Source organism: Pseudomonas californiensis (assembly GCF_021147775.1).
GTDB lineage: Bacteria > Pseudomonadota > Gammaproteobacteria > Pseudomonadales > Pseudomonadaceae > Aquipseudomonas > Aquipseudomonas californiensis.
The window spans coordinates 65936-90020 of record NZ_JAGTPK010000011.1 but is presented as its reverse complement, the minus strand read 5'-3'; the positions used below and the strand labels follow the sequence as shown (position 1 = coordinate 90020).

Below are 24085 nucleotides of genomic sequence, written 5' to 3'. Positions count from 1 at the left end.
GTGCCCCGTGCCGTCGCGATTACTTTTTAGGGTAGCCCGCTCGTTTCATGTCACGTTCGGTCGCGGTCTGCGCCGTTTTGAGGGCGTTGTCGACCGTGGACTGGCCAATGAGTGCAGCAGAGAACTGCTGGCCGACGCTGGTGCCAATCGCCTGGAACTCAGGAATGGTCACCAACTGGATGCCGACATAAGGCACTGGCTTGAGTGTTGGCGATTTGGGGGTGACAGCTTTCAGCGACTCCAGCGTGATGTTGGCAAACGGTGCTGCTTTTTTGTATTCATCGCTGTAAGTCGACGCGCGGGTGCCAGGCGGTACGTTGGAAACGCCGTCTTTCTCGGCGACAAGCGCGGCGTATTCCTTGGAGGTGGCCCACTGAGTGAACTCGGCGGCATCTTTCGTGTTCTTGGCGCTGTTTGGAATCGCCAGTGCCCACGAATACAGCCACGCCGACCCTTTGTCCGTCACTTCATGCGGTGCGAAGGTGAAGCCGACGTTATCGGCAACCTTGCTTTGGGTCTTGTCGGTCACGAACGAGCCGGCGACGCTGGCGTCGACCCAGATTGCACATTTTCCGCTGTTGAACAGCGCCAGGTTTTCATTGAAGCCGTTGCTGGAAGCACCGGGCGGGCCGGACTGCTTCATGGTATTGACGTAGAAATTCAGCGCGTTCTTCCATTCAGGCTGATCGAACTGAGGTTTCCACTGCTCATCGAACCAGCGCGCACCGTAGGCATTGGCGACGGTGGTGATCAACGCCATGTTCTCGCCCCAGCCGGCCTTGCCGCGCAGGCAGATGCCGTATTGCTCTTTGGACTTGTCGGTCAACTTGCCGGCGAACTCGGCGATCTGCGTCCAGGTCGGGCGCTCCGGCATGGTCAGGCCAGCGTCCTTGAACAAGTCTTTTCGGTAATAGGTGATCGAGCTTTCCGCGTAAAACGGCAGCGCGAAGAGTTTGCCATCCACCGACAGTCCGTCACGCACGGAAGGGAACACGTCGTCCAACTGATAGTTGGCGGGCAGGTCCTTCATCTCTTGCAGCCAGCCTTTGGCACCCCAGAGTGAGGCTTCGTACATGCCGATGGTCAGCACGTCGAACTGGCCGCCCTTGGTAGCGATGTCAGTGGTGAGACGCTGGCGCAGAACGTTTTCTTCGAGCACGACCCAGTTGAGTTTTATATCAGGGTGCTTTTCTTCGAAGGTCTTGGAGAGGCGTTGCATGCGGATCATGTCGCTGTTGTTGACCGTGGCGATAGTCACGGTCCCGGCAGAGGCAGTGCCACTGGCCATGAAACAGGTGCTGAGGACGGAACTTGCGAGCAGAAGTTTTGCTGAGGTCTTCATTGATCACTCCTCTTCCACGCCCAGTGAGCGGCAGAAGGCAGGTTATTGTTTTTGTCTCTTCCGGAGAGAGGAAGATGTGGGCTGATTACATCGACGTTCGGTCTGAAAGACAAATCCTGCACAGCACTGTCACTGATACTTTTTTGCACTGGCCTGCAGGATGCGCATGCGCTCGAAACGCCCTCGGGTGGGCGTTGACGCAGCACAAGCGTAGACCATGAGTGCGCAGGGAGGGCAAATCAGTACAGGTTTTGCTCGGTAAGGCGCTGTACGGCCAGACGACGATAGTGCGACGGCGTCATGCCTTTGAGCTGCTGAAAGCGGCGATTGAAATTGGAAATATTATTGAAGCCGGACTCGAAGCAGACGTCGGTAACCGGCTTTTCGCCGTCCGCCAAAAGCTCGCAGGACTTGCTGATGCGCAGTCGATTGACGAACTCGACAAAGCAGCGGCCGGTGGCCTGTTTGAATACCCGTGAGAAGTAGCTTGGCTTCATGCCCAGATACTCGGCCACTTCTTCCAAGGGCAGCTCTCGTGCATAGTGGGCAAAGATATAGTCCACCGCCCGGTTGGTCCGGTCGATGCTGTGCTCGTCAGCCGATGGATTGACGGCCGTGCCGGACAGCAACTGATAATCGTCACTGGCCGCCAGCAGTTCGAGCAGAATAAAAAAATGCCCGAGCCGGGTGATCCCGCCAGAATCGGCGATTTTCTGCATCAGTCGGGTTGCCTCACGTATCGTGCGTTTGCAACGAAACTCGATACCGTATTGAGCGCGCTCCAGCAAAGGGGCAAGGGTTCTGAGTTCGGCAAAGACCTGATTGCCACCTTCCAGCAGGTCGTCGGTGAAATTGACCAGCATGTCGCGCTTGGGAACCACTTGCCCTTCATCAATCTGGCTGATCCAGTTATGAGGCAGGTTGGGACCGGTCAGGAACAGGCTTGCAGGGTTGAAGTTGCCGATGTAATCGCCAACGAACACCTTCCCTGAGCTGGCGACGATCAGGTGCAGCTCGTATTCCTTGTGAAAGTGCCAACGCACCAGCGGACAAGGGAAACCATGCTCGCGGTAGATGATCGACAGGCCATTGTGGTCGTCCATCAGTTCATACGAAGGGTCAGCAATTCTTGTTGTTTTGGTCATGACGTGGCTGCTTGCATAGGTTGCCAGGGCCATAATGTGCCTTATTTTTTTAATCCTTGCCCGACCGAACCTGAAAAAAAGCGTTTGGGCTGGCTTGTTTGATGGACCAATCGCCTGAATGGAGCGCTTGTTCAATGAAACAGATCCTGCTTATCGGCATGGGCGCGGGTGACCCTGATCACATCACCGTGCAAGCCATCAAGGCGCTTGAGCGCACTCAGGTGGTTTTCTTGCTCGACAAGGGTCACGTCGAGGATGATCTGCTGCGGGCCCGGCAGGACGTTTGCCAGCGTTATATCAACCATGAGCATTGCAGGCTGGTGCAGGTACAGGATCCGCGGCGCGAAGACGATCCGCAGCGCTACGAACGGGGTGTCGAGCAATGGCATGAGCAACGTGCCGTGTTGTTCGAACGTCTGATCGGTGACGAACTGCAGGCCGACGGTGTCGGTGCGTTTCTGGTGTGGGGCGATCCATCATTGTATGACAGCACCCTGCGAGTTCTGGGTCGCGTGCTGGCGCGGGGGCAGGAAGTCTTCGACTATCAAGTCATCCCCGGCATTACCAGCGTTCAGGCTTTGGCGGCCCGGCATCGAATTGCGCTCAATCGCATTGGCGAGCCGATCCACATCAGCACCGGGCGGCGCGTTGCTGGAGGGCTTGAGGATGACTCTGCCAACCTTGTAGTGATGCTGGACGCGCACTGTGCGTTCGAGCGGTTTGTCGGTCAGGGCTTGGATATTTACTGGGGGGCTTACCTGGGCTCGCCCGACGAAATACTGTTAGCCGGGAAGCTGGATGACGTGTGCGAGCCGATCAAACGGCTGCGTGCCGAAGCCCGAAGCCGCAAAGGCTGGATCATGGACACTTACTTGCTGCGCAGACCGCTTTAGCTCAGGGCTGGCGCAACGTCTCAGACTGAAGCCTTGCTGTTCTTGGCCTCGATCCATTGCGCCATGTATCGCGTGCTTTTGTGATGGTGATGGCGCAGCATTGCTCCCGTGAAGTTGGCAAGGCGATGAGCGGGCAGATTGCTGCGAAGCTCGTCGATACGGGCGATCAGTCTGGTGCAGTGTTGCGAGTGCTGGTAGCGCTCATTCAGCAGGGTCCAGCCTGCGGCCCTGGCCTCGTTCCAAAGCGTTTCGTCGGTGTAGAGCCGAACCGCCGCGTCGGCAATTTCGGCCGGATCACGGGCAATCAGCCCCGGCCATGGCTGCCCGGCGATCATCGCTTCCGCGCCAATTGGCGTGGTCACTGACGGCGTGCCACATATCATGGCGTCCACCAACTTGCCTTTGATACCAGCGCCGAAGCGCAGCGGTGCAAGGCATATACGCGCCGCAGACATTACCTGCAGAGCATCCTCGGCCCAGTTCATCACATGAAACCCTTGCGCCGCATTGTGAAGCGCGGTCGCCTTGGGCGGCGTGTAGGCGCCATAGACATGCAACTGTGCGTCGGGAAGCGCCTTGCGAATCATCGGCCAGATTGCGGTTTTCATCCACAGCACGGCGTCCCAGTTGGGCGCGTGACGGAAATTGCCGATGCTGAGAAAGTGCTCTCGTTGTGCAAACGATGGAGCGCTTTCAGGCACTCCGTCGACCATCAGTGGACACCAGTGCAGGAGCGAGGCGGGCAGTCCGAATGCACTGACCAGCAGGTCGATTTCGACATCCGAGGTCATCAGGTTCAAATCGCAGCGGTAAAGCGCGGCAATTTCACGTTGCGCCAGGTCGCTGTCGGCCATGTTCGAAAACAGTTCTGCGTGATCCTGATTGAACAGTCCGGTGGTGTCGGATGTTTGCGCGTCCTGGCTCAGCAGGCTCTTGAGCCGCAGATGACGTGCATGGCGCAAGCTCTGCAAGTCCGATGTTTCCAGCACCCGCAGCGCATTGGGACACTGCTGTTCGACACGCCAGCCGAACTGTTCTTCGATGATGAACTGATCGAACAGCACAACATCAGGTTCGAGTTGGCGAATGAACGTGTCAAAGCTGCTGTTATTGAGTTGGATATGGACTTCGTCGATGCCCAGGCTCACGAGGTCGGCGCGGTTTTCGCCTTCATTGGCCGGGCTCGCGAAGGTGATCTGCCAGCCCTGTTCGATAAAGCACCGGATCAGTTGCATGACATGGCCGCTGGCCGCCGAGGAGCGCGGCTCTGGCCAGACGTAACCAATGATCAGTAATCGTGTCCCGGGTGCCGGGCAGCCAAGTGCGGGTACAGCGTCAGGGCTGGCCAAGAATACTTTTTACCTTGTCGCGCAATTGGTCGATCGAGAAGGGTTTGCCAATCGAGTGCATGCCCGACGGCACATCAATGTTTTCCGAGTATCCACTGGCAAACAGCACGGGCAGCACCGGACGTGATTCGCGCGCTCGTTTTGCCAGTTCGGTGCCCTTCATGTCAGGCAGGCCCTGGTCAGTCATCAGCAGGTCGATAGGTTGATCGCTCCTGATGATATCCAGCGCTGTCGTGGCGTCATCGGCTTCAAGAACCTTGTATTCCAGCTCTTCCAGAACATCAACAATCAGCATGCGCACGATGCTGTCATCCTCGACGACAAGAATGATGCTGGTTGCTTCCGGCATGGCGAACTCCTTAAACCTGAAAAAATATGATTGCGTGAACGGTACAGAGGCATTGAACGCGGTCGGACAAGCTGCTGTGGTGCAGAGCTGTCCGCTTTTTATACGTCCCTGTATCAGTAAATAAAACACACTCATAAGTTCAATCGGCGACGCTTGGCGTCGAGACAGAACGCCGTCCTGCGCGCCGGAGTGCCCAACCTGTTGCTGCAAGCGAGCTTATCGCCGATTTATGTGTGAAATTTCAATCCTATATGTCAGAAATTAGAGTCTTTTTTGTGGCTTTACGGCAAACTCCATCGTTTTGATCCGGTCGCCAAGGACTACTCATGATTCAAACGTCTGCCGTCGATGAGCAACGCTTCCGCAAACTGCTTGGGCGTAACGTTAGCTTACCTCTGGGTGTAGGTGTATTGAGCGCAGCTTTTTTCGTGCTGCTGATCACGTACCTGCTGTCCGTCATTCAGTGGGTCGAGCATACAGACCGGGTCATCAACAACACCAACCGCTCCATGAAGCTTTCCATCGATATGGAAACCGGGATGCGTGGTTTCCTGCTGACCGGCGACGAGCACTTTCTGGATCCTTATGAAGTCGCCAAGCCGGTGCTGACCGCCGAGCTTGCCGGTCTGGACAAGCTGGTCGAAGATAACCCGACGCAACTGGATCGCTTTCGGCGCTTGTCGACGCTGCAGCTGGAATGGAACCGTTTCGCTCAGGAGATGATCGACCTGCGGCGCAACGGCGGTGACTATCTGACGCCGACCCAGTCGGGGCGTGGCAAGCGTATTACAGATGAAATTCGCACTGAGTATGACCAGGCGATTTCGATGGAGCAGCAACTGCGCCTGAACCGCAATGCCGAGGTCACCCGCACCACCATTATGTCAGTCACCCTGTACCTGATTTTTGTGCTGACGGTCAGCGGGATTCTGGCGTACATCGGTCGTCGTGACTTGCTCGCGCTTTCAACGACCTACAGCGAGAATCTTCGGCTCCAGGAAATCAACTCCGAACGTCTGCAGAAGGTTGCCTGGCTGCGCAATGGTCAGAGTGAGCTGGCTGAACAGGTACTCGGCCAACTGACGCTGAACCTGCTGGGTCGCAATATCCTGCAGTTTCTGACCCATTATCTCGGCGCTGCCGTCGCGGCGGTATATGTTCGCCAGGAGCACGGTGGACTGACGCGTGTTGCCTCGTATGGTTTTTCCCGCGAGCAGGAAGAGCGCGAGCAGACCATTCACAGTGATGAAGGCATTGTTGGCCAGGCCGCGCGGCAGGACCGCATCATCAGCCTTGAAGAGGCACCGAGCGATTATTTCAAGGTCAGCTCCGGTCTGGGCGAAGGCTCGCCACGCAGTGTGGTGGTGGTGCCGACCAGCAACGATGACCATGTCAACGGTGTAGTCGAGCTCGGTTTCCTGCGTCCGTTGAGTGAGAGGGACGTGGAGTTTCTGGAACTGGTGGCCGATAACATCGGCACCTCGATCGAATCCGCTCGCTATCGTCAGCGTCTTCAGGAAGTGCTGGCTGAAACCCAGCAGCTCAACGAAGAGTTGCAGGTCCAGCAGGAAGAGCTGCGTACCGCCAACGAAGAGCTCGAAGAGCAGTCACGCATTCTCAAGGAGTCCCAGGCCCATCTGGAAACCCAGCAGGCCGAACTGGAGCAGACCAACGAACAATTGGCCGAGCAGAGCCAGGCGCTGTCCGATCAGCGTGATGCACTGGATCGTAACAACGAGGAGCTCAATCTGGCTCAGGTGGAGTTGCAGGCGCGCGCCGACGAGCTTCAGCGCTCCAGCAAGTACAAGTCAGAGTTCCTGGCCAACATGTCCCACGAGCTGCGTACGCCGCTCAACAGTTCGCTGATCCTTGCCAAGCTGCTCGCTGAGAACCCGGCGGAAAACCTCACCGCTGAACAGGTCAAGTTTGCCGAGTCGATCTATTCTGCCGGCAATGACCTGCTGAACCTGATCAACGACATTCTGGACATCTCGAAAGTCGAAGCCGGCAAACTCGAAGTGCGCCCTGAAAACAGTAGCGTGTCGCGCTTGGTGGAGGGGCTGCGTGGCCTTTTCGAGCCTTTGGCCGCAGAGAAACGTCTGCAGTTCACGGTCGAGCTGCAGGCAGGTACGCCGACCATGCTGTTTACCGACCGGCAACGGTTGGAGCAGATTCTCAAGAATCTGTTGTCGAACGCGATCAAGTTCACCGAAACCGGCACCGTCAGCATGATTGTCTCGCGCCAGCCGGGCGCGGGTATCGCCTTTACCGTTCGCGATTCAGGCATCGGCATTGCCGACGAGCATCAACAGAGCATCTTCGAGGCATTCCGCCAGGCAGACGGCACCACCAACCGTCGTTACGGTGGCACGGGTCTCGGGTTATCGATCTCACGAGATCTGGCGGCCTTGCTGGGTGGCTCGATCAGTGTCACCAGCGCACCGGGGCAGGGCAGTATTTTCACCCTGGTGCTGCCAGAGCAGTACCTCGAACAACCCGCTCAGGAACCCGGCGCAGTGTCTGCGCTTGTGGCTCCCGCGCCGGTCGCCGTATTGCCCGCACCACCCAAGGCTGTGCCTGTGCCTGAGGTGTATCAGGAGCCGTTGATTACCTTCAACGATGACCGTGAAAAGGCGCCTTTCGACAAACGCTGCATTCTGGTGATCGAGGACGAAGTCCGGTTTGCGCAGATTCTGTTCGATCTGGCACACGAGCTGGGCTACTACTGTCTGGTGGCGCATGCCGCTGACGACGGTTTCAATCTGGCGGCGCGTTTCACGCCGGACGCCATCCTCCTGGACATGCGTCTGCCGGACCACTCGGGCCTGACCGTGCTCCAGCGTCTCAAGGAACTGGCACCTACTCGTCACATTCCTGTGCACGTGATTTCGGTCGAAGACCGCCAGGAAGCCGCTTTGCACATGGGCGCGATCGGGTACGCAGTCAAACCGACCACCCGCGAAGAGCTCAAGGATGTGTTCGCCAAGCTGGAAGCCAAGCTTACCCAGAAGGTCAAACGCATCCTGCTGGTCGAAGACGATGCCTTGCAGCGCGACAGCATTGCGCGGCTTATTGGCGATGACGACATTGAAATCACCGCCGTGGGCTTCGCCCAGGAGGCGTTGGACCTGCTGCGCGACACGGTTTATGACTGCATGATCATCGACCTCAAGTTGCCGGACATGCTCGGTGATGAGTTGCTCAAGCGAATGTCCACCGAGGAAATCTGCTCGTTCCCGCCTGTGATCGTCTACACCGGACGCAACATGACCCGTGATGAAGAAGCCGAGCTGATGAAGTATTCACGCTCGATCATCATCAAGGGTGCACGCTCTCCAGAGCGTCTGCTCGACGAAGTGACGCTGTTCTTGCACAAGGTCGAATCGCAGCTGTCCAGTGAACGTCAGAAGATGCTCAAGACCGCGCGCAGTCGTGACAAGGTCTTCGAGGCGCGCAAGATCCTGGTGGTCGATGATGACGTGCGCAATATCTTCGCTTTGACCAGTGCGCTGGAGCACAAGGGCGCTGTAGTCGAAATCGCACGCAACGGTCTTGAGGCGATTGCCAAGCTTAACGAAGTCGAAGACATCGATCTGGTTCTGATGGACGTGATGATGCCGGAGATGGACGGTTATGAAGCCACCATCGAGATTCGCAAGGACCCGCGCTGGCGCAAGCTGCCGATCATTGCCGTCACCGCAAAAGCCATGAAGGATGATCAGGAGCGCTGCCTGCAGGCCGGCACCAACGATTACCTGGCCAAGCCCATCGATCTGGATCGACTGTTTTCGCTGATCCGGGTATGGCTGCCGAAGATGGAACGTATTTGAATGATCGCGGCCAAACCGAACGAGTCTGACTACTTTGCCGAGCCCGTCCATGCATCTTGATCGAAACGCCGAGATCGAGTTGAGGCTGTTGATTGAGGCGATCTACCTCAAATACAGCTACGATTTTCGCGATTATTCCGGTGCTTCGGTCAAGCGCCGCGTGGCGCATGCCCTGCGTCAGTTTGAATGCGCCACCATTTCGGCGCTGCAGGAGCGTGTGCTGCACGACCCGGCAGCTTTCATGCAATTGCTGCAAATTCTCACGATCCCGGTGAGTGAGATGTTTCGTGACTCCTCGCACTTTCTGGCTATCCGTCAGGAAGTCGTGCCGCTGCTGCGTACGTATCCCTCGATCAAGGTGTGGATCGCAGGCTGCAGCACCGGGGAGGAGGTCTATTCGATGGCTATTCTGCTGCGCGAGGAAGGCCTGCTGGAGCGGACCATCATCTACGCCACCGACATCAACCCGCGCTCGCTGGAAAAAGCCAAGCAGGGCATCTTTTCGGTCGAACATCTTCCCACCTATACCGAGAACTATCGCAGGTCCGGTGGGCAGCGCGACTTCACCGACTACTACACGTCCGCCTACGATCACGCGATCTTCGACAAAACGCTTTGTGAAAATGTCACGTTCGCCGATCACAGCCTGGCCACGGATAGTGTATTCTCCGAGACGCAGCTGATTTCCTGTCGTAACGTATTGATTTATTTCAATAAAAAGCTCCAGGATCGTGCGTTTGGGTTGTTTCATGAATCACTGTGCCATCGAGGCTTTCTGGCCCTGGGCAGTAAGGAGACCCTGGATTTTTCTGGCTACAGCCATGCCTTCGAGACGATGGTGAAGTCAGAGCGGATCTACCGCAAATCATGAGAACGACCTTTGACGGCGCTTCTATCGATAACGGTCTGCCAGTCGTCGACGCCATCGTGGTGGGCGCGTCAGCCGGAGGGGTCGAGGCGTTGTTACGTATTTTCAGCAGGCTGAGACCCGGGTTCCGGCTGCCGATCCTCACGGTTCTGCATTTGCCTGATGATCGTCGCAGCCAGTTGGCGCATGTGTTCCAGAACCGACTGCCGATTCCGGTCAAGGAAGCAGACGACAAGGAAAACATCGTTGCGGGCACGTTGTATTTTGCACCGGCGGGCTATCATCTGTCGGTCGAGGCGGACTACAGCCTCTCGTTGAGCCAGGAGGAGCGAGTGTTTTACTCGCGCCCCAGCATAGACATTCTGTTCGGCTCGGCGGCGGACGCCTACGGTGACCGGCTCGCCGGGGTATTGTTGACGGGTGCCAACAATGATGGCGCGTCAGGATTGATGCAGATCAAGAATTATCGAGGTTTCACGGTTGTCCAGGACCCCGTGCAGGCTCAGGCACGTACCATGCCTGAAGCTGCTCTGGCGCTGCACTCGCCAGACTACCTTCTGTCTTTGAACGATATTGGCCAGTTGCTGGTCGAGCTGGAACGAATCGCATGCTAAATGACATCCAGGCCAAGCTGTTGATCGTCGACGATTTGCCTGAAAACCTGCTGGCGCTCGAGGCCTTGATCAAGCGCGAAGATCGTCTTGTATTCAAGGCGCTCTCGGCAGATGAGGCGTTGTCGCTCTTGTTGCAGCACGAATTTGCGCTGGCCATTCTCGACGTGCAGATGCCAGGCATGAACGGCTTCGAGCTCGCCGAGCTGATGCGCAGCACCGAAAAGACCAAAAGTATCCCCATCGTTTTTGTCAGCGCCGCGGGCCGTGAACTCAACTACGCGTTCAAAGGGTATGAGAGCGGAGCAGTCGACTTCCTGCACAAGCCGCTGGACATTCATGCGGTCAAGAGCAAGGTCAATGTTTTCGTGGACCTCTATCGTCAGCGCAAGGCCATGAAGCTGCAGGTCGAAGCGCTCGAACAGAGTCGCCATGAGCAAGAGATCCTGCTCAAGCGCCTGCAAGTCACTCAGGGCGAGCTTGAGCATGCCATACGCATGCGTGACGACTTCATGTCTATCGTCTCTCACGAAGTGCGTACGCCGCTCAACGGCCTGATCCTTGAAACTCAACTGCGCAAGCTGCACTTGGCCAAGGACAACTCTGCCGCGTTCACACTCGACAAGCTGCGCGCCATGGTCGACCGTGACGAGCGTCAGATCCAGAGCCTGATCAGGCTGATCGAAGACATGCTGGATGTGTCACGCATTCGTACCGGCAAGCTGTCCATACGCCCCAACCCTTTTGATCTGAGCGAACTGGTCAGCCAGTTGCTGGAAAACTTCGCAGCGCAGATCGCGGCGGCGCACTCCAGCATCACGCTCGTTGCGCAGGAGCCTGTGATAGGCGTATGGGACGAGTTCCGCATCGAGCAGGTGGTTGCGAACCTGCTGACCAATGCCTTGCGCTATGGCGCACGCAAGCCGATCGAGGTCCGCGTGTATTGCGAGGCTGGCCATGCTTATGTTAAGGTCAGGGATCAGGGAATCGGGATCACACCTGAAAACCAGAAGCGTATTTTTCAACAGTTCGAGCGCGTAACGGCCAATCATGCGGTTGCCGGACTGGGCCTGGGGCTGTTCATTTCCGAGCAGATCGTGATGGCCCATGGCGGCCGGATTGAAGTGGAAAGCGAGGAAGGCAAGGGGTCGACCTTCCGCGTTTGTCTGCCGCTGTAAAATAAAGTCACTGGCGACAGGGATTTATCGCACTTTGGCGCAACCTACGATGCAGGCCGTGGTCGTAATGGCAGCTATTTCCAGATCATAGGCAGTTCAATGAGCGCTGATGCAGAAAACGTCGTACTTATCGTGGAAGACGAACCCCTGATCCTGATGTTGCTGGCCGATTATCTGTCGGGTGAGGGCTATCGTGTCCTGCAGGCAGAGAATGGCGAGCAAGCGTTCGAGATTCTCGCGACCAAGCCGCACCTTGACCTGATGATCACCGACTACCGTCTCCCAGGTGGTATCTCAGGCGTGCAGATCGCTGAGCCTGCAGTCAAACTGCGTCCCGAGCTCAAGGTGATTTTCATCAGTGGCTATCCTGCGGAAATCGTCGATTCCGGCAGTCCTATTGCTTCCAGGGCGCCCATTCTGGCCAAGCCTTTTACGATGGAAACCCTGCAATCGCAGATCCAGGACCTGCTGGCCTGACCGGCAGCGCGACGGCGAAGCCGGACTACGGTTCAGGCTTCGATCATTTCCCGAACCTTTGACGTCAGATGATCAAAAGCAAAAGGCTTGGTGATCATTTGCATGCCGGTGTCCAGAAAACCCGCTCGTACTGCTGCGTGCTCCGCGTAGCCGGTGATGAACAGGACTTTCAGCTCCGGGCGTAACTGCCTGGCAATTTCTGCCAACTGGCGACCGTTCATGCCGGGCAGGCCCACGTCACTGATCAGCAGGTCAATGCGTTGCCCGGATTCCAGTACTGGCACCGCACCCACGGAGTCGCCGGCTTCGATATAGGCATAGCCCAGTTCGCTGAGCACTTCACTGACCAGCGCTCTGACGGCCGGATCGTCTTCTACGATCAATACAGTTTCGCCTTCCTTCGCGTATACCGCATTGCTCTGGAAATTCTGCTCATCTTCTTCCTTGGCACCCTGGAAGCGCGGCAAGAACAGTTGCACGGTGGTGCCGCGTCCCACTTCGCTTTTGATCGACACGTGACCGTGAGATTGCTTGCTGAACCCGTAAATCATCGACAGCCCGAGCCCGGTACCCTGGCCAATGGGTTTGGTGGTGAAGAACGGGTCGAAAGCGCGACTGATGACTGTTTCCGGCATGCCACAGCCGTTGTCGCTCACGCTCAAGACCACATAGTCACCTGGCAGCAGGTTTTCGTAAGTATTGGTAAATGATCGGTCGAGTTGCTGGTTGGATGTCTCGACCACAAGCAGCCCACCGTCCGGCATGGCGTCTCTGGCATTCAGCACCAGATTGAGCAGCGCATTTTCCAGTTGATTGGGGTCTGCCTCGGCGGTCCACAGATCATCGGCAAGGCGCATCTCCAGCACTGTGCTTTCGTTGACGCTGCGTTTGATCAGTTCACCCATGGCGGTGACGAGATGGTTCATCTCGACAGGCTTGGAGTCCAGCGACTGACGCCGCGAAAAGGCCAGCAGACGATGGGTGAGGGCGGCGGCGCGGTTGGCCGACGTCACGCCCAGGTCGATCAGATTGTCGATGTCTTCCGTGCGACCGCGGGCCAGTCGCCGCCTGATCAATTCAAGGCTGCCGATAATTCCGGTCAGCATATTGTTGAAGTCGTGAGCGATACCGCCAGTCAATTGACCGACGGCTTCCATTTTCTGCGACTGCCGCAGGACTTCTTCGTTGTGCCGCAACTGTGAAGTACGTTCTTCCACCTGTTGTTCAAGTGTCTCGTTCAGGCGTCGTAGCTGTGATTCGGCCTGCTTGCGCTCGGTAATGTCCGAGGTTACTCCAGCCAGGGCCGTGACCAGACCCGTTTTGTTGCGAATTGCTCTGGCGCGTACGTCAACCCAGTTGAGTGAGCCGTCCGGCCAGATGTTGCGGTATTCGATGATGAAATCGACCCCGGTGTCCAGGCTGCGCTGGAGGGCGGACTGCATGCGAGGCTGGTCCTCGAAATACACGACTGACAGCCAGTCGTCGTAGCCAAAGGACTCACGGTCATCACGTCCATAATGCGCTTTGGTGATGGCTGAGCAGGTCAGATGGAGTCGTTCGGCTTCAAGCTGCCAAGACCCCAGGCGTCCTGCTTTCAGTGCGTTCTGCAACCGCCGTTCGCCTTCAAGCAGGTCTTCCATCCGTGCCCTGGCTTCGTATTGACGTCGTCGGCCGCGAACTGCCGTGGTGACCAGACTGACCAGCGTGACGGGATGGAAAGGCCGCTCCAGAAAGGTCACATTACCCAGCACGCTGCCCATACGCGCTGAAGGGTTCTGATCCGGGCCGCCATGGTGAGTCAGCAGCACGATGGGCAGGTCTGACCAGGCTGGCTGGCTGCTCAGCAAATCAACCAGCGGGCTGATGTCATGACTGCGCAACGCCTCATCGGCAATGATCGCCAGCCCGGCGCCGGTACTGATTTCGCGGACCAGCTCGTCAAGATTGGAAGCAACGGTGGCCGGATAACCGGCCTCCTTGAGGATCATCACCGCGATCTGGCTGTCACGACCCCTGGGTGCCAGGATGACTGCGCGTTCTGACTGTTGCCCAGGCGTTATCACGAGTCATCGTCCGTCATCAGTGGTTTGCTTTCACCCAAGTAGGTAGGAACGCCGCGCAACACGCCCTGGAACGCTTCAAGCGGTGCGCCGATTTTCAGGCCGCCAGAGCCAATCCGGTATTCGCGGATGGTTGACTCGTGGCTGCCGGTACGCTTCTTGATGATGGAGATGGCTCGGCGTACCTGGCCAAGCGCTTCGAAATAACGCAAGAGAATCACACTGTCCGCCAAATAGGTAATGTCGACCGGCGAGCGCATATCGCCAACCAGTCCGTGCTGAGCGACAGTCATGAACGTGGAGGCACCCTGCCGGTTGAGGTACAGCAGCAGCTCGTGCATGTGCAATACGAGCGCGCTTTCTTCCGGCATGGATGCCTGGTAGCCATTGATGCTGTCGATGACCACGGTCTTGATCTGCTTTTTATCGACGGCACGGCGCACGCGGTGAGAAAACTCACCCGGCGACATTTCAGCGGCATCGATTTGCTCGATGATGAGATTACCGGTCTTCTGCAGTTCGCGCAGGTCGATGCCGATCTTGCGCATCCGCTCGAACAGCAGGCCAAGTTCCTCGTCGAAAATGAACAGCCCGACGCGCTCGCCTCGTGCCACCGCCTGAGCAGCGAAGACCAGACTGATCAGCGATTTACCGGTACCTGCCGGGCCGAGAATCAGTGTGCTGGAACCGGTCTCGATCCCGCCACCCAGCAAGTCATCCAGCGCCTGAATGCCGCTGCTGAACTGCGTGCGCGTGTAGTTCGAACGGTGCTCCGCTGCCACCAGACGCGGGAAGACATGAATGCCATCCGCAGCGATGGTGAAATCATGAAAACCACCGCGATATTTCTGCCCGCGAAACTTGACGATTTTCAGGCGGCGACGCTCTGCGCCGTAATCCGGTGTGAGTTCCTCCAGCCGAATGACGCCGTGAGCCACGCTATGGACTGTCTTGTCGAGGGATTCGGTCGTCAGGTCATCAAGTAGCACAACGGTCGCGTCGTAACGCGCAAAATAGTGCTTGATCGACAGGATCTGTCGACGATAGCGCAGCGAGCTCTGCGCCAGCAGGCGGATTTCCGACAAACTGTCGATGACCACGCGTGATGGCTTGACCCGCTCGACTACTTCAAATATCTGCCGTGTTGCTTCGCCCAGTTCCAGATCGGCCGAATACAGCAGGCTCTGGTGGTGATCGCCGTCCAGAAAACTTTCCGGCGGGGTCAGCTCGAATATCTGGATATGTTCATCGAGTTCCCAGCCATGGGAGCGCGCACCATCGCGTAATTCCCGCTCGGTTTCGGACAGCGTTATATATAAAGAAACTTCACCCGCTTTTGCGCCTGCCAATAAAAACTGCAGCGCAACGGTTGTCTTGCCGGTTCCGGGCTCGCCTTCCAAAAGGAAAACGTGACTGCGTGAAAAACCACCGGAGAGTATGTCGTCCAGTCCTTCAATGCCGGTTGCCGCTTTTGACGTATTCAATTATCGCCCTCTAATGACCTTATGAGGTAAGGAAGCCACCCAATACTGGACCTCGGCTCACTCTCGCGGTTCATACTATTTGTAACAACATGGACCTTCAATACATCCGAACGGATGACGTGAGGTCCGGCGAATGTCACATCAGTCTCCTTACGGGCACAGCCAAGAGCTTGTTATAGTCTGGAGATCAATAAAAAGCTCGACGAGGAACAGACCGTGCCCGATTACCAGACGTTTATTGTTGAACTGGCCGACAACGTTGCCCATGTGCAGATCAATCGGCCCGACAAGCTCAATGCAATGAACGAGGCTTTCTGGACCGAGATTATCGAGGTCTTCCAGTGGGTCGAAGGTAATGATGAAGTACGGGTGGTAGTACTCAGCGGCGCAGGCAAGCATTTCTCATCGGGTATTGATCTGGCAATGCTGGCCGGCGTTGCCAATCAGATGGGCAAGGACGTGGGGCGTAACGCCAGAATGCTCAAGCACAAGATTCAAGGTATGCAGGCTTCGTTTACTGCCGTGGACAAGTGCCGCAAGCCAGTCCTGGCGGCGATTCAAGGCTATTGTCTGGGCGGTGCGATTGATCTGGTCTCAGCCTGCGACATGCGTTATGCGGCCAGCAACGCGCAGTTTGCGATCCGCGAGATCGACATGGGCATGGCGGCTGATGTGGGAACTCTGCAACGTCTGCCGCGCATCATCCCCGACGGGGTCATGCGCGAGCTCGCCTACACCGGACGGACAGTCGAGGCTGACGAAGCGCAGCGAATGGGTCTGGTCAATGGCATTTTCAGCGACCATGCGAGTCTGCTTGAAGGTGTTTTCGCCGTGGCGCGTCAAATAGCGAGTAAGTCCCCGATTGCCATTGAAGGCACCAAGCAGATGATTGGTTACATGCGTGACCATCGGGTCGAGGATGGACTTGAACACGTTGCTATCTGGAACGCGGCCATGCTGCAATCAGCGGACCTGAAGCTGGCGATGGTTGCGCAGATGAGCAGACAGACGCCGGTATTCGACAATTGATGCACTGAAAGCTTGAGGCCAAGCAAAGGAGTCATGCCATGACGCAGGCGGTGCGTTGGACAACTGCCGTTCTGGACATCGAAGCCAGTGGTGGATGGGCTGTGGTCCAGGGAGATCAGGGATTTCTGCTGGACAGCCAGGGGGCAATGTTCCCCAGAGCATGGCTCAAGGGGCTGGATCTGCCGGTGCAAAGCGAACATGGCATCGGGTATTTTGATGGCGAGCCAGTGTATCTGCTGGTGCTGGAGCGCTCTGTGCCGGTTGAAGGCTGTTCATGGCAGGGCTTGCGCCAGTTCATGCTGGAAGGCGATTTTGCGGTGTTCCAGAAGCTGGGCTACGCCGCGCAGATCGCTACCTGGGCCAGAGAGCATCGCTTCTGCGGGGCATGCGGGCGACCTACTGTGCAGGTCCCTGGCGAGAGGGCGATGTACTGTGAACATGACAACCTGCGTTTCTACCCACGCATTTCACCCAGCATGATCGTGCTGATCACTCGCGCAGACGAGGTTTTGCTGGCGCGCTCTCCACGCTTTGTTCCCGGCGTCTACAGCACGCTTGCAGGGTTCGTCGAACCAGGGGAGTCTGCGGAAGACTGCGTGCATCGCGAAGTCATGGAGGAGGTTCAGGTTCGCATCAAGAACCTTCAGTACATGGGCAGCCAGTGCTGGCCGTTCCCACACTCCATGATGCTTGGCTTCCACGCGGAATACGAAAGCGGTGAAATCGTGCCTCAGGCGGATGAAATCGAAGACGCGCAGTGGTTCCGCATCGATGATCTGCCGCTGCTGCCGGCCAACCGGTCTATCGCTCGCTACCTGATCGAAGCCTATCTTGCCAAGCGATCAGGCGCCCCCGAACCAGTGCTGCCAGGCCAGTCGAACCGTTAGCCCCATGACAACGGTAATGAACACGGGGCGGATGAATTTGGCACCGCCCTTGATGGCCGTACCCGCGCCGAAGTAGGCGCCGAGCATCACTGCCAGGCCCATGCACAGCCCGATCACGTAATCCACCTGACCGGAAAACATGAACACCGACAGCGCCACCGCGTTGCTGACGAAATTCATGCTGCGCGCTACGCCACTGGCTTTCACCAGATCTACCGGGTAAATCAGCACTGTGCTGACCGTCCAGAATGCGCCAGTGCCCGGACCTGCGACGCCGTCGTAGAAGCCCAGACTCAAGCCTTGGGGCAACTGCCATTTCTTCTTGATGGGCGCTGCGCTGTCCAGCGGTGCCTTGGGCGTGCCACCAAACAGCAGGTACAACCCACAGCCAAAGACGATCACCGGCAACATCTGGTTGATGAATTCGGCGGGCAGGTAGTGGGCGATCACTGCGCCGATGGCAGCGCCGACTGCAGTGCCTACTGCTGCGTGTACCCACTGTCGTGGTTCGAACAGCTTGCGGCGAAAGTAGGTAAAGCTGGCGGTCGCCGAGCCGAAGGTCGAGCTGAGCTTGTTGGTGCCGAGCACCAGATGCGGGGGCAGCCCGGCAGTCATCAGGGCCGGAGTCGTCAACAGCCCACCACCGCCCGCAATAGCGTCGATGAAGCCCGCCACAAATGCGACGACAGCAAGAATGGCGAGGGTGGTCAGATCGACGCTGAGTTCAAAAGGCATGGAAAAATCAGGCTTATGGCAGAGGGCAGAGGGCAGAATGGCTGTCCGAACGCCGCGCATTCTACTCCCTTCCCAGGTCATGCAGGAAGCGGCTCAGACGTCCTCAAGCTTTATCCAGCGCTGTTGCGCAGCAGCCTGGCGGATGGCAGTGGCCAGACGCTCGATCTGCCAGGCCTCCTGAAAATCAGGTCCGCTGCCACCTCTGCCGCACACGGCCAGAATCAGTGACTGGACTTCGAGCGCCTTGAGCTCGTTGTAACCCAATTGATGACCCGGTGCCGGGCAGAATGCGGCATATCCCGGCAGATGTGGACCTGCCAGCAGTCGCTGGAAGCCGTCGCGCCCAGACGCGCCGCTTCGGTAGACACGCAATTCGTTCAGGCGCTCCTGATCGAACGCCAGCGTGCCTTTGGTGCCGCTTATTTCAAAGCTCAAGTGGTTCTTGTAGCCGTGCTTCAGCCAGCTGGTGCTGAATGTTCCGCGTGCACCATTGGCAAAGCGGAGCAGGGCATGGGTCTGATCATCCACCGCGATGCTTCGCTGTTCCGGGTTGCCGACGCTTGCCGGTCGCTGGCGATGAACTGTGTTGGCGTCGGCGCAGACCGCTTCGATATCACCGAGCAGGTAGCGGGCCATGGCCAACAAATGACTGCCGAGATCTGCCAGGGCACCTCCCGCATGGGCGGCCTCGCAGCGCCACGACCAGGGTGAGCCCGCATCGCCCATGAAATCTTCGCTGAATTCGCCTTGAAAGCTGACGATCTCGCCCAGCTCACCGGCAGCAATCATGTGTTTGGCGAGGCCAATCATCGGGTTGTGCTGGTAGTTGTAACCCACTTGGGTGACGACGCCTGCGGCTTCTGCGCTGCGGCGCATTTCATCGGCCTGAGCCAGGCTTACAGCCAGAGGCTTCTCGCAGTAGACCGCCTTGCCTGCGGCGATGGCGGCCATTGCCATGGGGAAGTGCAGGTGGTTGGGGGTAGTAATCGCAACGATGTCGACGTCAGGGTCGGCAATCAGCGTTTGCCAGTCGCTGTGACTGCGGTCAAAGCCCCATGCCATCGCACACTGCTCTGCGCGTGCGCTGTCTGCGTCTGCCAGTGCTGCGAGGCGAATGCGGGCGGGCAATTCCAGCGCAGCGTTTGCGTTGCTGAAGGCCAGGGCATGTGCGCGCCCCATGAAGCCGGTGCCGATCAGGCCGATACCGAGTGTCGGTCGAGCATTGGACGAGGTTTCCCGCATGACAGTCTCCAGAAAGGATAGTTGTTATGCGGAAAATATATTCCATAAAATTAGCTAATGGAATATTAATTCTCTTTATAAGTGCTCGCAGGCATCTCGAAGGCTTCCATTGAGGCGTTGTGGAGGCTCGGAATCAGGAGAGAAACCCGCCATCGACGTTCAGCGCCACGCCGGTGGTGTAGCTTGAGGCTTCACTGGCCAAATACAGTACCGCGCCGGCCATTTCGCTGGGCGCTGCGACGCGTTTGAGAGGAATCTGCGCCAGTGCTGTTTTCAGAATCGCATCGTTTTTGACGAGTGCCGAGGCGAACCTGGTGTCTGTCAGGCCGGGCAGCAACGCGTTGCAGCGAATGCCGAAACCTGCACATTCCTTGGCGAACACTTTGGTCATGTTAATCACGGCGGCCTTGGTCATCGAATAGACGCCTTGAAAGGCGCCAGGCGACACGGCGTTTATGGAGGCAACATTGATGATGCTGCCACCACCGCCTTCACGCATCAGCTTTCCGGCTTCTACCGACATGAAGAAATAACCGCGGATGTTCACGTCTACGGTCTTTTGAAACGCGCTCAGGTCAGTATCCAGGACATTACAGAACTGCGGATTGGTGGCTGCGTTGTTGACCAGAATATCCAGCCGCCCGAATTGCTGGCGGATTTGCTCGAACACCTGGCTGATCTGTTCCATCTCGCCGATGTGGCAGGCCAGCGCGGTTGCCTTGCCGCCTTCGGCAATGATCGCGTCTGCAACGCTTTGGCAGCCCTCAATCTTGCGACTCGACACAATGACGTGCGCACCTTGCTGCGCAAGCAGTCTGGCGATGGCTTCACCGATCCCGCGACTGGCACCGGAAACGAAGGCGATCTTGCCGTCTAGATCAAATAGCTGGGTTCTGGACATGTCTGTTCCTTGCGGGTGTCTTCAAAGGCTGGATTTGGCGATCACGTTCAGGCTCATCTGCTCCAGCAGCCTGTTCATCTGGATGAACTGGGCGAAGCGCTTGTCCTGGGTCTGACCATGATAGAAGCGGTAGTAAATCTGCTGAACAATACCGGCAAGGCGAAACAGGCCATAGGTGTAGTAAAAGTCAAAATTGTCGATCTTGATGCCCGCGCGTTCGGCGTAGTAATCGACAAACTGCTGACGGGTCAGCATGCCAGGCGAGTGACTGGGCTGGCGTCGCATCAACTGGACCGGTGCCGGATCGTCAGCCTGAATCCAGTAAGCCAGTGTGTTGCCAAGGTCCATCAGTGGATCACCGAGCGTGGTGAGTTCCCAATCCAGTACGCCAATGATGCGCATCGGATTGTCGGGGTCCAGGATCACGTTGTCGAACCGATAGTCGTTATGCACGATGCTTGCGGTTGGCGAGTCATCGGGCGTTTTTTCCACCAGCCAGGCTTTCACCTTTTCCCAGGCGGGCGCATCAGGCGTCATGGCTTTCTCATACCGCTCGCTCCAGCCGGCGATCTGACGCTGCACGTAGCCTTGCGGCTTGCCCAGGTCTCCCAGGCCGCACGCGTTGTAATCGACGCGGTGCAGATCGACCAGTTTGTCGACGAAGCTCTTGCACAGCCGTTCGGTTCGCTGAGCATCGAGGCCCATCTCCGGTGGCATCTCCGAACGCAGGATGATGCCCTTGACCCGCTCCATCACATAGAACGGCACGCCGATCAGTGATTCGTCAGTGCAGTGCACGTACGCCGTAGGGCAGTAGGGGAAAGCTTCCTTGAGTTGGTTGAGAATTCGGTACTCGCGGCCCATGTCGTGAGCCGATCTGGCCTTGTGTCCGAACGGCGGGCGGCGCAGTACCAGCTCCCGGCTCGTGTATCGAATCAGATACGTGAGATTTGAGGCACCGCCCGGAAACTGGCTGACCTCTGGCGTACCCTGCAGGTCCGGGATTTGACTTTTCAGGTATGGATCAATCAGAGCGATGTCCAGCTCTTCGCCGGTGCGAACGTCAGTTGACTGGTCAATCAGCGCCATGCTTATCCCTTCTGCTTATTATGGTGAAGCTGAATCATTGACTAATCTAATGGGCGCTGAGTGCCCGGACAAGTCACCGGCAGCTTTATAGGCTAGCGTGTTGCAGACCAATCATCAGGGCTGATCAGCGCCAGTGGCAGACGAAAAAAAACCGAAGCGGCGGCTTCGGTTTTTGATATGTCACATGATGTGCTTACTCAGACCGGGAACAGTTCACTGAGCTTCATGGCCAGCATCATGTCGCCTTCGGCGCGCAATTTACCGCCCATGAACGCTTGCATGCCATCGGTCTCGCCGCTGACGATGCCCTTGAGAGTGTCGCTGTCCATGACCAGGGTCACGTTTGCATCAGGGTTTTCGCCTTCCTGCAGTTCGCAAGTGCTGTCTTTCACGACCAGTGCGTAATGCTGGTCTGTGTCAGTGATGTGGAAGCCAAAGATCAGGTCCAGGCCGGCAGCGGCAGCTGGGTTGAACTTGGCTTTCATGGTCTGAACGGCGTCGGCTACTGAGGTCATGTCTTGATCCTTTTATGGTGAGTTCTTGCGCCTTAGAGAGCGCGATTGGCCGGGCTCATCGGAAAGTGATGAGCTCCGGCGTCTTCAACAACTGCAAATGGGTGTAGCTGTTGAAGGAAGCCAGAGTCACTTCGCTGCCACTGAACTTGAGCCGGTGCAGTGAAGTATTGACGATATGCCAGCCAAGCCCGAAAGCCTGTTGTGCAGGCATGCCTGTTATCAGATGAATCAACGCAGTGATGGTGCCGCCGGATGTGAACACGGCAATGCGCTCATGGGGTGCTGCCTGTTCGAGTATTCGGTCCAGTCCCGCCTTGACCCGCGCCACGAATCCCAGCCAGCTTTGCAGCCCAAGCGTGTCATGCTGACCGCCCACCCAGCGACCGATGATCAAGGCAAACAGGCGCTGAAACTCGGCAGGGTGCTGTGAGACGTTGAGCAACACGTTCAGCGCTTCGGGTTCTTCAGAAAGCATCGCGGGGATCAGAGCACGGATAACGCCCTCAGCGTCCAGTTCATCAAACGCACTGTCGATTTCCAGAGGTGGAACATCAAGACCGGCTTGCGTGAACTGGGCCAGTGCGTTCTGCGCGGTGTCTCGCTGGCGGCTCAGTTCGCCCGAGATGCAGCGGTCGAATGTAATGTCCAGATCGACAAGGTGAGCGCCGAGCACTTGTGCCTGGCGAATGCCCACAGGCGACAGGACGTCGTAATCGTCGGCACCAAATGAGGCCTGGCCATGTCGTATCAGGTAGATGCTGCCCACGTCCGTGTCATCTCGGTACGTTGAAGGTTTGGCGAGGTTATGAGGGATGTCGGGGGGCTGTCAATAAAAAACATACGAGCGTTTGAAATCCTCGTTTTAATCGCTGGTAACCGTCGTCTGCTGGTTAACGGCAGGAGGCGCCGGTATGCTGGCCCATCGCAGCTCTTGATTGGAAAGGGCGCAACGTACGTGAGGAATGTCCGTGGAGTTTGTTGTTGATTACGCAAGTTTTTTGGCCAAGACAGTGACGCTGGTGATTGCCATCGTTGTGGTGCTGGTTGCCATTGCGTCCATGCGAGGCAAGGGCCGCCGCCGGACGGCCGGACAGCTGCAGGTCACCAGGCTGAATGATTTCTACAAGGGTTTGCGCGAGCGTCTTGAGCAGTCGCTGCTGGACAAGGAGCGGCTGAAGGCCTTGCGAAAGCAGCAGGGCAAAGCACTTAAGCTTGAGAAAAAGCAGGCCGAGCCCAAGGCTCGTGTTTATGTGCTCGACTTCGACGGCGATATCAAAGCGTCAGCCACTGAAAGCATGCGTCACGAAATCACTGCGCTGTTGACCCTTGCCACCGACAAGGACGAAGTGGTTCTACGTCTGGAAAGCGGCGGCGGCATGGTTCACAGCTATGGTCTGGCATCCTCGCAACTGGCCCGGATCCGTCAGGCTGGCATCCCGCTGACTATCTGTATCGACAAGGTCGCGGCCAGCGGCGGCTACATGATGGCGTGTATTGGCAACAAGATTATCAGCGCGCCGTTTGCCATCCTGGGTTCCATAGGCGTTGTAGCTCAGTTGCCCAACGTCAACCGTCTGTTGAAAAAGCACGACATCGATTTTGAAGTGCTCACCGCCGGTGAATACAAACGCACCCTGACAGTGTTTGGCGAAAATACCGAAAAGGGCCGCGAGAAGTTTCAGCAGGATCTCGACATCACTCACGACTTGTTCAAGAACTTCGTCGCCAGCTACCGCCCGCAGTTGTCAATTGACGAAGTGGCCACTGGTGAAGTCTGGTTGGGCATGGCCGCGCTGGACAAGCAACTGGTCGATGAGCTCAAGACCAGCGATGAATACCTTGCTGAACGCGCCCGCGATGCTGACGTATTTCACCTGCACTACGTGCAGCGCAAAAGCCTGCAAGAGCGCATGGGCATGGCTGCAGCAAAATCTGCTGACCACCTGGCGAGCAAATGGTGGAGCCGCCTGACGCAACAGCGTTTCTGGTAAACGCCGAGTGACGGGTGCTGTGCAGACGACTGTCACCGAAGCGTGACTCGAACGGTTTTCAGCTCGTTCGGGAGCAGCGCGGTACATCTCTCGGATGCACTTCAGTCAGC

21 protein-coding genes are annotated in these 24085 nt (G+C 57.3%); 9 read left to right on the top strand and 12 right to left on the bottom strand.

Features of this window, described 5'->3' with window-relative positions; all coding sequences use genetic code 11:
- Positions 1-19 precede the first annotated feature (19 nt).
- Entirely contained in the window at positions 20-1342 is a 1323-nt protein-coding gene (locus tag KDX37_RS12880) for an ABC transporter substrate-binding protein (protein ID WP_231653090.1), read from the bottom strand.
- Positions 1343-1581: 239 nt separating this feature from the next.
- Positions 1582-2487 (bottom strand): AraC family transcriptional regulator, encoded by a 906-nt coding sequence (locus KDX37_RS12875; RefSeq protein ID WP_231653089.1) that lies wholly within the window; start codon positions 2485-2487, stop codon positions 1582-1584.
- 134 nt (positions 2488-2621) lie between these two features.
- Between KDX37_RS12875 and cobF the strand changes: the two genes are divergently transcribed.
- A complete protein-coding gene (gene cobF / locus KDX37_RS12870; protein ID WP_231653088.1) occupies positions 2622-3380 on the top strand; it encodes a precorrin-6A synthase (deacetylating) in 759 nt (252 codons plus the stop codon).
- A 20-nt stretch (positions 3381-3400) separates the two neighbouring features.
- On the opposite strand, the gene KDX37_RS12865 is transcribed toward cobF, so the two are convergent.
- Both KDX37_RS12865 and KDX37_RS12860 read right to left on the bottom strand, forming a co-directional pair.
- Entirely contained in the window at positions 3401-4729 is a 1329-nt protein-coding gene (locus tag KDX37_RS12865) for a glycosyltransferase (protein WP_231653087.1), read from the bottom strand.
- Complete coding sequence (locus tag KDX37_RS12860) at positions 4716-5078, bottom strand: response regulator (protein WP_231653086.1); 363 nt, start codon at positions 5076-5078, stop codon at positions 4716-4718. The genes KDX37_RS12865 and KDX37_RS12860 overlap by 14 nt, the downstream gene beginning before the upstream one ends.
- A 326-nt stretch (positions 5079-5404) precedes the next feature.
- Here KDX37_RS12860 and KDX37_RS12855 point away from each other — a divergent pair, with 326 nt between their 5' ends.
- The 5 genes from KDX37_RS12855 to KDX37_RS12835 all read left to right on the top strand — a co-directional run bounded on the left by KDX37_RS12855 (position 5405) and on the right by KDX37_RS12835 (position 12042).
- Complete coding sequence (locus tag KDX37_RS12855; protein WP_231653085.1) at positions 5405-8908, top strand: response regulator; 3504 nt, start codon at positions 5405-5407, stop codon at positions 8906-8908.
- Positions 8909-8957: 49 nt separating this feature from the next.
- Positions 8958-9779, top strand: coding sequence for a CheR family methyltransferase (locus KDX37_RS12850; protein WP_231653084.1), 822 nt, complete (start codon positions 8958-8960; stop codon positions 9777-9779).
- On the top strand, positions 9776-10390 hold the full coding sequence (locus KDX37_RS12845) for a chemotaxis protein CheB (RefSeq protein ID WP_231653083.1): 615 nt from the start codon (positions 9776-9778) through the stop codon (positions 10388-10390). Before KDX37_RS12850 ends, KDX37_RS12845 begins: the two co-directional genes overlap by 4 nt.
- Positions 10384-11565: a hybrid sensor histidine kinase/response regulator gene (locus KDX37_RS12840; RefSeq protein WP_231653082.1), complete on the top strand. Its 1182-nt coding sequence runs from the start codon at positions 10384-10386 to the stop codon at positions 11563-11565. The genes KDX37_RS12845 and KDX37_RS12840 overlap by 7 nt, the downstream gene beginning before the upstream one ends.
- A gap of 99 nt (positions 11566-11664) precedes the next feature.
- On the top strand, positions 11665-12042 hold the full coding sequence (locus KDX37_RS12835; RefSeq protein ID WP_231653081.1) for a response regulator: 378 nt from the start codon (positions 11665-11667) through the stop codon (positions 12040-12042).
- Positions 12043-12074: 32 nt separating this feature from the next.
- Here KDX37_RS12835 and KDX37_RS12830 read toward each other — a convergent pair whose 3' ends face one another.
- Positions 12075-14105 carry a response regulator gene (locus KDX37_RS12830; RefSeq protein WP_406642231.1) on the bottom strand — a complete coding sequence of 677 codons (2031 nt, stop codon included), beginning with the start codon at positions 14103-14105 and terminating at the stop codon, positions 12075-12077.
- Complete coding sequence (locus KDX37_RS12825; protein WP_231653080.1) at positions 14102-15586, bottom strand: ATPase domain-containing protein; 1485 nt, start codon at positions 15584-15586, stop codon at positions 14102-14104. Before KDX37_RS12825 ends, KDX37_RS12830 begins: the two co-directional genes overlap by 4 nt.
- Before the next feature lie 216 nt (positions 15587-15802).
- On the opposite strand from KDX37_RS12825, the gene KDX37_RS12820 reads away from it, so the two are divergent.
- On the top strand, positions 15803-16615 hold the full coding sequence (locus KDX37_RS12820) for a crotonase/enoyl-CoA hydratase family protein (protein ID WP_231653079.1): 813 nt from the start codon (positions 15803-15805) through the stop codon (positions 16613-16615).
- A gap of 38 nt (positions 16616-16653) precedes the next feature.
- The gene (gene nudC / locus KDX37_RS12815) at positions 16654-17502 is read left to right on the top strand and encodes an NAD(+) diphosphatase (protein ID WP_231653078.1); all 849 of its coding nucleotides are present in this window, start codon (positions 16654-16656) and stop codon (positions 17500-17502) included.
- Here the strand turns inward: nudC and KDX37_RS12810 are convergent.
- From KDX37_RS12810 to KDX37_RS12785, 6 genes are all read right to left on the bottom strand, one after another.
- Positions 17458-18237: a TSUP family transporter gene (locus KDX37_RS12810; RefSeq protein ID WP_231653077.1), complete on the bottom strand. Its 780-nt coding sequence runs from the start codon at positions 18235-18237 to the stop codon at positions 17458-17460. The two genes, nudC and KDX37_RS12810, sit on opposite strands and share 45 nt — an antisense overlap.
- A gap of 93 nt (positions 18238-18330) precedes the next feature.
- The gene (locus KDX37_RS12805; RefSeq protein WP_231653076.1) at positions 18331-19479 is read right to left on the bottom strand and encodes a Gfo/Idh/MocA family protein; all 1149 of its coding nucleotides are present in this window, start codon (positions 19477-19479) and stop codon (positions 18331-18333) included.
- A gap of 133 nt (positions 19480-19612) precedes the next feature.
- Positions 19613-20380 (bottom strand): SDR family oxidoreductase, encoded by a 768-nt coding sequence (locus KDX37_RS12800; RefSeq protein WP_231653075.1) that lies wholly within the window; start codon positions 20378-20380, stop codon positions 19613-19615.
- 21 nt (positions 20381-20401) lie between these two features.
- The gene (locus tag KDX37_RS12795; protein WP_231653074.1) at positions 20402-21469 is read right to left on the bottom strand and encodes a phosphotransferase family protein; all 1068 of its coding nucleotides are present in this window, start codon (positions 21467-21469) and stop codon (positions 20402-20404) included.
- A gap of 197 nt (positions 21470-21666) precedes the next feature.
- A complete protein-coding gene (locus tag KDX37_RS12790; RefSeq protein WP_231653073.1) occupies positions 21667-21984 on the bottom strand; it encodes an SCP2 sterol-binding domain-containing protein in 318 nt (105 codons plus the stop codon).
- A 55-nt stretch (positions 21985-22039) separates the two neighbouring features.
- Complete coding sequence (locus KDX37_RS12785) at positions 22040-22750, bottom strand: histidine phosphatase family protein (protein WP_231653072.1); 711 nt, start codon at positions 22748-22750, stop codon at positions 22040-22042.
- A gap of 202 nt (positions 22751-22952) precedes the next feature.
- On the opposite strand from KDX37_RS12785, the gene sohB reads away from it, so the two are divergent.
- Positions 22953-23975, top strand: coding sequence for a protease SohB (sohB, locus tag KDX37_RS12780; protein WP_231653071.1), 1023 nt, complete (start codon positions 22953-22955; stop codon positions 23973-23975).
- Positions 23976-24085 lie beyond the last annotated feature (110 nt).